Here is an 8,303-nt window from a genome sequence, read left to right as displayed (position 1 = left end):
TGTCTATAGCCTTCTTCTGCGGCAATTTGTTTCAGGTGTGGTTTATTATGGTTAAGCATAATTAATGTGTTGATTTCTTTGATAATATAATCACTGTGAGTAGTGATAAAAACTTTAATACCAATGTTGATCAGTCGAGCGAAAAGTTTAGCGATACGGCGTTGATTTTCTGGATGGAGATTTAATTCAGGTTCATCTACTATCAACAAATCTCCGATTCGAGCTTCGTGTCTTAAATAAAAGCCAATGTCTAAAAGAGAACGTACAGCACTAGAACTTTCATCCATCGATAGTCTAAGTTTTTTTCCTTTAGGAATGTAATAAAGTTCATCATTGCTAGTAATCATATATTGACCACCAATAATATCGGCAAAATCTTCTAAAATACTGGGATGATTTTCGGCGATAAAGCTAGTTTTTTTGACAATTGTTTCTATTTGTCTAGTAAAATCTACATTTTTTTTGACTGGTAGCGCATAATCCTGAGAAACATTAAATAACAGTTCTCTAGGATTAAAATTGCTATTTTTACTAATTTCTTCCAGTAAACGATTACGAGCAAAATTTAACTCTTTGCGAAAAATTGCCGCTCCTGTCCTTTCTGCACTAGCAATAAATGGCCTGGGAAAAAACTGAGAGAAAATTATATCTTGGATGCTGTCGTAAATTATATCCTCAAGAAAATGCACTGGCAGATTTATTTTTTCTGTTTCTGTTAATAATGTAATGGATAAATAAGGCTCATCTTCAGGTTTGTTAATCGAGATAATTTCCAATGTTGCTGTACTAATTTTCCTTTCATACTTATTTTGAAATTGAATATTGTCAAAATTTAATTCTATCTGAAAATCAACATTTTTAAACCTCTCCTCGTTGGCAGCAAAAACTTCAGGTATTTGTTGAATATATCTTTGACAACCTGTAGTAAGAATAATCTCACACTGTTGAACATACTCCTGTAGATCGAGACTAATTACACCATCAGAAAGTAGTTGATCAATTTTTTCTTTGAGACCAAATGTTGGCCAAGTTAATAGTCTTCGCCAAGTATATAAAAAACCAAATAAAGAATATGTAGCATAAGTTTTACCCGTATTATTACGACCACAGATAATTGTGAGGTCGCCTAGACTGAATTCTGCCTGTTTTAAAATGCCAAGATTTTTAATTTTAACTTTCATATTTGTCTTTAGGTTTAATATTCAATATTATAGATAATTGTGGGTCATTTGATCAAGTCCCACACTATACATTCAACTTTGGTTATCAAGGTTACTTACATAAATTATAACCTTTCTAAGGCTTTTCTCTCTTTTTCAGTCACTTCTCGCCATTGACCGGGTTGTAATCCTGTTAAGCATAATTTATTGTTTTTGTCAATAGTAATGGCTGTTCTAATTAATCTTAAAGTGGGATAACCAACGGCAGCTGTCATCCTTCTTACCTGACGATTTCTTCCCTCAGTTAAGGTAATTTCTAACCAAGCGGTGGGGACAGATTTTCGATAACGAATCGGTGGCTCTCTGGGGGGTAAATCTGGTTCAAAATCTAGTAAATTAACTATTGCTGGTCGAGTGCGATAATCCTGAATATGAAGACCTTGACGCAATTTTTCTAAAGCGTTTAGGTCTGGAATTCTTTCGACTTGTACCCAATAGGTGCGCGGATGTGCAAATTGACGATGACCCAAACGATGCTGTAATTGACCGTTATCTGTGAGTAATAATAATCCCTCGCTGTCCCTATCTAAACGACCGACAGAATAGATATTTGGGATAGGAATATAATCTTTTAAAGTCGAGCGCCCATTTTCATCAGTAAACTGACATAATACATCGTAGGGTTTATAAAAAAGGATATATTTATTCAAGGGAAAAAGGAGTCAGGAGTCAGGAGATAGGAGATAGGAGCTTTTTGCTTTTATCGGTAAACAGTAAACAGTAATCCGTGAACTGTTCACCGAATACTTAAATCTGATAACTGATAACTGATTACTGATTACTGATTTAATCCCGTTGATGGGAGAATTGATAAGCACCGACAATCGAGAGAAGAATAGCGACAATTAATAAAATAGGAATAGCGAACCAAGGAAATTGATTGATATCGTAGGCTGCGGCTCTTAATCCCAGACTAGCATAGGTGAGGGGCAAGGCATAAACAATAATTTTTAATGCCCAGGGTAAGGTTTGGGGATCGAAAAAAGTTGCTCCTAAAAAAGACATCGGCACGATTAAAAAGTTATTATAGAGACCGACACTTTCGAGGGATTTAACTCGCAATCCGACAATTGCCCCTAAACCGGCAAAGACGGCACAATTTAAGATTAAAACTAATAAAAAGAGGGGATTGAGAAAACTGACAAATTTTCCTGTAAATAAGATAGCGACGAGAATCACTGATGCAGAAGTCATTACACCGCGCAAAATTCCCGCGAAAACTTTGCCTAAAAATAATGAGAGGGGATGGACGGGAAGTAATAATAATTCCTCGAAGGTTTTACTAAATAAGCGATCGCCACAGATAGAAAAGGTGGTTCCCCCGAAACTGATCGCCATTGAGGACAGGGCCACCATTCCGGGTAAAATAAATTCTAGATAGGAATCGCCGATCGAGGGTTTCATGGAGCGATCGAGGGCGCTTCCCAACCCCAACCCGAAACCGATAATATAGATTAGGGGAGAAACTAGACCTGTGGCGGCGATCTGAAGGACTCTCGCCCGTAAATCTAGCCATTCTCCCCAAAATACGGTTAAAGTGTCTGTTAATATCGTCTGAGCTTGAGCTAGTTTCACTGGTATTTTGGTTAATTAGTAAATGTACTTTTAATAATAATTAACAATTGTCCCCTTTTTCAAGAGCGAGCTTTTCGGACTAGAAAAATAATCATCCTAAATCCGTTGAGCATGATGCTACTTAGGGGTTTGTGGCAAAAGTGGCTAATGACTTGGCCGCTCAAGCTTTCAAAAATAGTCGCTTCGGGTGCATCTCATCAGCTGTTAGGTGTTATAGTCATTTCAGATAAGTCTGATACAGGTCTAATTTAATTAGAACCAGCTACTTACTTACAAATCATCCAACAATAGCGTTACTAACACCTTATCGACGCGATTCCCGTCCATATCCACCACTTCCAAGCGCAACCTTTGCCATTCAAAATGATCAGCAGCCCCCGGAATCCTGCCAAGATGAGTAATAATAAAACCACCTAAAGTGTGATAATTGCCCTGTTTTTCCCCGGGTAATTCACTGATTTCAAATAATTCTTTAAAATCTTCGATCGCCACTGTGCCATCGATCAACCAAGAACCATCTTCCCGCTGCACGATCTGAGCATCTTCAATATTATCTAATTGGGGTAAATCGCCGACAATTGCCTCTAAAATATCCTTGCGCGTCACCAATCCTTGAATCACCCCGTACTCATCCACTACCAAGGCAATATGATGACCACTTTGCTGCACCAATTCCAAAACTTTTAAACCCCTAGTGCTTTCCGGCACAAAAAGCGGCTGTTGTAAATCCTTCGTTAGGTCGAAACTTTCACCGTTTAAACAATCCGCTAATAAGTCTGTGACTTCGATTACCCCCAAAACCTCATCTAAACTGCCCTGACACACAGGAAAACGGTTATGATTGCTCTCAATTAGCTTCTGGCGGTTAATTTCGGCGCTATCTTCCAAATCTAGCCAAATAATATCTGGGCGCGTGGTCATAATCTGGCTTACTCTGCGATCGCCCAATCCTAACACCCTTTCCACCATATCCTGTTCTGCTTCCTCAAAGGTTCCCGCTTCGGTTCCCTGTTTAAGCATAATTTTCAATTCTTCTTCCGTAATTGGGGAATCATTGTTATTAGTATTAATCCCCAACAAACCGAGAATCAGATTAGTCGATTGACTCAAAAGATGGACAACGGGCGAAACAATTTTCGATAGCTTATCGAGAGGATCAGCAACGAGGATAGCGATTTTTTCGGGATTACTTAAACCTAACCGTTTCGGCACTAATTCCCCCACCACCAGGGATAGATAGGTAATAATTAACACCACTAATCCTAATCCCAAAGCTTGACTGTAGGGGGCTAAAACAGGAACTTGCGCCAATAATTGCGCCACACTGACCGATAAATTAGCTCCTCCGTAGGCCCCGGCAAAGATACCCACGAGGGTAATGCCAATCTGCACCGTCGATAAAATTTGATTGGGATCATTGGCCAATTTTAAGGCCACCGCCGCCCGTCGATCATCTCTGGCTAATTGTTCTAAACGGACTTTGCGCGCCGAGACAATGGCAATTTCCGAGAGGGCAAAGACTCCATTGAGGAGGATCAGGAAGAGGATAACAAGAATTTCGGTAGTCGCCGAGAACATGGTTAAAAGTTACAGGTAAAAGGGCGGATAGTTGTTTGTATCATAGTGCGAGGATCGGTTAAGTTCAGTAAAGAATCATCTTGATTTTTAACGAGTTACGAAGGCTTGTGTCTGGAGGGGGTTACTCCCAGTATAAATGGGATAGGATCAAGTCCGCGCTCTTAGCTCAGTTAGCAGTGAACAGTCAAGAGTGACCTGTTGCCAGTAAAAAAAGTTGTCCCTGGGAGAGTGGGGACAAACTATCTCAATCTATTCGCCTGAAAAATTATGATCGCTACACCCGTATCATCGAAATCGAACCCTATCACGGAAATACGCCCCGGACTACCAACTATTTGCGGTTGGGAACAGGAAATCGCAGCGATTGTCAATCACCATGATCCGATCTTTTTACCGACAACAAATCTCAAATTAGACAATATTAACGCTGGTTTTGCCTGTGCCTTGCATATGCACCAACCCACCATCCCCGCAGGTGTTAACGGGGAATTAATCTGCAATCTCCAGCATATGTTCGAGCATCAAGGGGATGGCGATAACCATAATGCCAGCGTTTTTGCCTGGTGTTACAGTCGCATGGGCGATTTTATCCCAGAATTGGTGGCGGAAGGCTGTAATCCCCGGATTATGCTCGATTATTCCGGCAATCTCCTCTGGGGTTTGGTACAGATGGGACGGCAGGATATCCTCGATAAACTCAAATTAATCACCTGTAACAGTCAATATCAACCCTATGTGGAATGGTTGGGGACGATGTGGAGTCATGCGGTGGCCCCTTCCACACCGATTCCCGATCTAAAATTACAGATGCAAGCGTGGCAAACCTATTTTGCCTCGATTTTTGGCCCGGATGCCCTGAAACGAGTCAAAGGGTTCTCTCCCCCAGAAATGCACCTTCCTAACCATCCCGATACCCTCTACGAGTATATTAAAGCTCTGAAAGAATGCGGCTATCGTTGGTTATTGGTACAGGAACACTCGGTGGAAAATCTCGACGGTTCGGGATTGAGTCAGGAACAAAAATATATTCCTAATCGCTTGGTGGCCCGCAATTCTCGCGGTGAAGTGATTGCCATTACTGCTTTGATTAAAACCCAGGGTTCCGACACCAAATTAGTCGCCCAAATGCAACCCTACCACGAGGCTAAATGCCGCGGTAAACAGCAAATCGGCGGCGTTTGGGTTCCTTCCCTAGGTTCCCAGATTGCCGACGGTGAAAATGGTGGCGTGATGATGAATGAATTTCCTCGCGATTTTCCCAATCCTTGGCGAGAAATGCAGGGGGGTTCCAGTGTGGCAGGATTTAACGGCACGGAATATCTGGAGTTAATCGAGGCTGCTGGCGTTAATCCCCAAGATTATCCCCCAATTCAAGCCGTACACCAGCATAAAATCTGGCAGCGAGTTAATCCGGATGCCGCTACCCCGGAAGCAGTGGAACAGGCGATCGCTGAGTTAAAACAGACCGACCACCGTTTTAGCATGGATGGGGCATCTTGGACAAATGATCTCAGTTGGGTGCGCGGTTACGAAAATGTCCTCGAACCGATGAACCAATTAAGCGCTCAATTCCACGAAAAATATGATCCTTTAGTACAGGCGGATCCTAGTTTTACCCGACGACCGGATTATCTGGAGGCACTGCTTTATAATTTGCTCGTGCAAACCAGTTGTTTCCGTTATTGGGGCCAGGGTACTTGGACCGATTACGCCCGCACTTTGTACGAAAGAGGCGCGGCCTTAACCCGCTAAGATAGTAAGGTATCTAGGGCGCAGATTCTGCGCCTTATTCGTACAGGTGTATTAGAATAAATCCTGTTTAAAAGGTATCGGGGAGCGGCGAGAAACAATCCATCTTCTTTACATTAATTTACGAACCCTCTCTTATACTAAATCCGTTGAGTAACGCACAGAAAACGGGTTTCTCGGAGAAACCCGTTTTCTACTCATGCACTCATGCAAAACGGAGAATAAATAATCAGTTTTTAATAACTGGATTTAGTATTAAATGTTTTTTAGCTAACTAAACAGCCCCAAGGTGATTCTCCCCGTTGGCAACCCTAATCCCGCAACAATTAGAGGCAACACCGATGATGACTGGCGCTTCCCCTGCTTTCCACTCACCCGCCGATTCTTCCGGGGCAAAAGTGCAGTGCCATGGACGAGTATTATGGCTAGGCATAGGTTGCATCCGTGGGACGGAGAAAGCGGTCATAGATAGGGCAATTAGGGCTGTTTTTCAGCGTTATCACCTCTCTTTAGCCGCTATTGCTGGTATCGCCACCCTTGACATCAAAGCTGATGAACGGGGTTTAATTGCCTACTGTCAGGAGAAAGGATTGCCCCTAAAAACTTTTACTGCCGAGGAGTTGAGAGATATTAATGTCCCCAATCCCTCAGCCATTGTCAACAAGCAAGGGGGAACCCCTAGCGTCGCTGAGGCTGCCGCTTTAAAAATGGGCGAGATTTTGCTAGTTAGCAAGCAAATAGAAGCAAAATCGGTGACGGTGGCGGTTTCTTTGGCAGCAAGGGAATATAGAGGATACCAAATCGATGCTTAAACAGGTTTTATTTCTTAGTAATGGTCATGGCGAGGATTTAAATGCTAGTTTAATTGTGCGGGAATTACAAAAAATTCAGCCCCAATTATCTATAGCTGCTTTGCCTTTAGTGGGAGAGGGAAAAGCTTATCAAAAATTGCCAGTACCAATCATTGCCCCCACTGCCACTATGCCATCGGGGGGAATTATTTATACTAATCCCTTTAATTGGATTAAAGATATTGGAGCGGGATTAATTGGTCTAACTATTAAACAAATTCAGGCAGCTTTTAAAGTTAGTAAGAATTGTGATTTATTGATAGCAGTGGGGGATATAGTGCCGATTGCGATCGCTCGTTTAACTGGTCGTCCTTTTGTGGCTTTTATTGTTTCTACTTCCAGTTATTACGAAGGTACAATTAAATTACCTTTACTGACAAAATTATGTTTAAGATCGAAGAATTGCTTGAGGGTTTTTACCAGGGATAAATATACAGCAACAGATTTACAAAATCGGGGTATTAAAAAAGCGATTTTTGCTGGCTATCCGATTATGGATGTCTTAACACCAACGGGTAAAGATTTAGAATTAGATAGTCAAATTCCCATGATTGCTTTATTAGCGGGGAGTCGTTTACCCGAAGCTTTGAGTAATTTAGCTTTACAGTTACAAGTCTGTGAGGAAATAGTTAAAATTAAACCGATGCAGTTTCGGGCTGCTATCATTCCTAGCATCGGAGAAACCGACTTAGAAAATTTGGCTAAACAAGAGGGATGGCATTATTTAGGAGCGGGAAAATTAGAGAAAAATGGGGCTAAGGTGTGCTGTTATCGTGATGCTTTTGCCGATATTCTACACTATTGTGACGCTTGTTTAGCCATGGCGGGGACAGCAGTAGAACAAGCGGTAGGATTAGGAAAACCCGTCCTACAAATACCCGGATTTGGTCCCCAATTTACCTACCCTTTTGCTGAGGCACAAATGCGCTTATTAGGGGAATCGGTGATAACTATTGGAAAGAAACCCACGGAGGTAAATTTATTTAAAAATGCCGCGGTTAAAATTATCGATATTTTGGCAGATTCTCGTTATTTACACAGATGTTTAGAGAATGGCAAAATTAGAGTGGGAGAGTCTGGAGGTAGCAGGAAGATTGCCGAGGAAATTTATATAAACTTAGGGTGTTAAGTAGCTGGTTGTAATTAAATTAAAAATGGATTTTAGGTTTGATCCCCCCTGCCCCCCTTGATCTATCCATTAGTCACATCTTTCTTAACATAAAATTTGACAAAAAGAGAAAAGTGTGCAAGATGGCTCAAGGGGGTTCTATGGGGGGACTAATTTGATGAGATAGTTTCCAAGTCTGGCTGATATCATGTAACCTTCGCA

The 8,303-nt window shown here is 41.6% G+C and carries 7 protein-coding genes; 3 read left to right on the top strand and 4 right to left on the bottom strand.

Going from position 1 to position 8,303, the window contains the following annotated elements; genetic code table 11:
- The 4 genes from IM462_RS20435 to IM462_RS20420 form a co-directional block, all read right to left on the bottom strand.
- The coding region (locus IM462_RS20435) for an AAA family ATPase (RefSeq protein ID WP_287715548.1) at positions 1–1,181 on the bottom strand (1,181 nt) is incomplete at its 3' end.
- A gap of 104 nt (positions 1,182–1,285) precedes the next feature.
- Positions 1,286–1,870: a pseudouridine synthase gene (locus tag IM462_RS20430; protein WP_052276706.1), complete on the bottom strand. Its 585-nt coding sequence runs from the start codon at positions 1,868–1,870 to the stop codon at positions 1,286–1,288.
- Between the two features lie 136 nt (positions 1,871–2,006).
- Positions 2,007–2,795, bottom strand: a complete 789-nt coding sequence (locus tag IM462_RS20425; RefSeq protein ID WP_190381585.1) for an ABC transporter permease — start codon at positions 2,793–2,795, stop codon at positions 2,007–2,009.
- Between the two features lie 270 nt (positions 2,796–3,065).
- Positions 3,066–4,373 carry a hemolysin family protein gene (locus tag IM462_RS20420; protein WP_287702109.1) on the bottom strand — a complete coding sequence of 436 codons (1,308 nt, stop codon included), beginning with the start codon at positions 4,371–4,373 and terminating at the stop codon, positions 3,066–3,068.
- A 267-nt stretch (positions 4,374–4,640) separates the two neighbouring features.
- Here IM462_RS20420 and IM462_RS20415 point away from each other — a divergent pair, with 267 nt between their 5' ends.
- From IM462_RS20415 to IM462_RS20405, 3 genes are all read left to right on the top strand, one after another.
- The gene (locus IM462_RS20415; RefSeq protein WP_287702111.1) at positions 4,641–6,125 is read left to right on the top strand and encodes a polysaccharide deacetylase family protein; all 1,485 of its coding nucleotides are present in this window, start codon (positions 4,641–4,643) and stop codon (positions 6,123–6,125) included.
- Positions 6,126–6,466: 341 nt separating this feature from the next.
- Positions 6,467–6,934: a cobalamin biosynthesis protein gene (locus IM462_RS20410; protein WP_287702114.1), complete on the top strand. Its 468-nt coding sequence runs from the start codon at positions 6,467–6,469 to the stop codon at positions 6,932–6,934.
- Positions 6,927–8,102: a lipid-A-disaccharide synthase-related protein gene (locus IM462_RS20405; protein WP_287702112.1), complete on the top strand. Its 1,176-nt coding sequence runs from the start codon at positions 6,927–6,929 to the stop codon at positions 8,100–8,102. The genes IM462_RS20410 and IM462_RS20405 overlap by 8 nt, the downstream gene beginning before the upstream one ends.
- Positions 8,103–8,303 lie beyond the last annotated feature (201 nt).

Origin of the sequence: Microcystis sp. M144S2 (genome assembly GCF_020246065.1) — a bacterium.
GTDB lineage: Bacteria > Cyanobacteriota > Cyanobacteriia > Cyanobacteriales > Microcystaceae > Microcystis > Microcystis ichthyoblabe_A.
The sequence above is the reverse complement of the archived record's forward strand: the minus strand, read 5'-3'. Positions and strand labels throughout refer to the sequence as shown.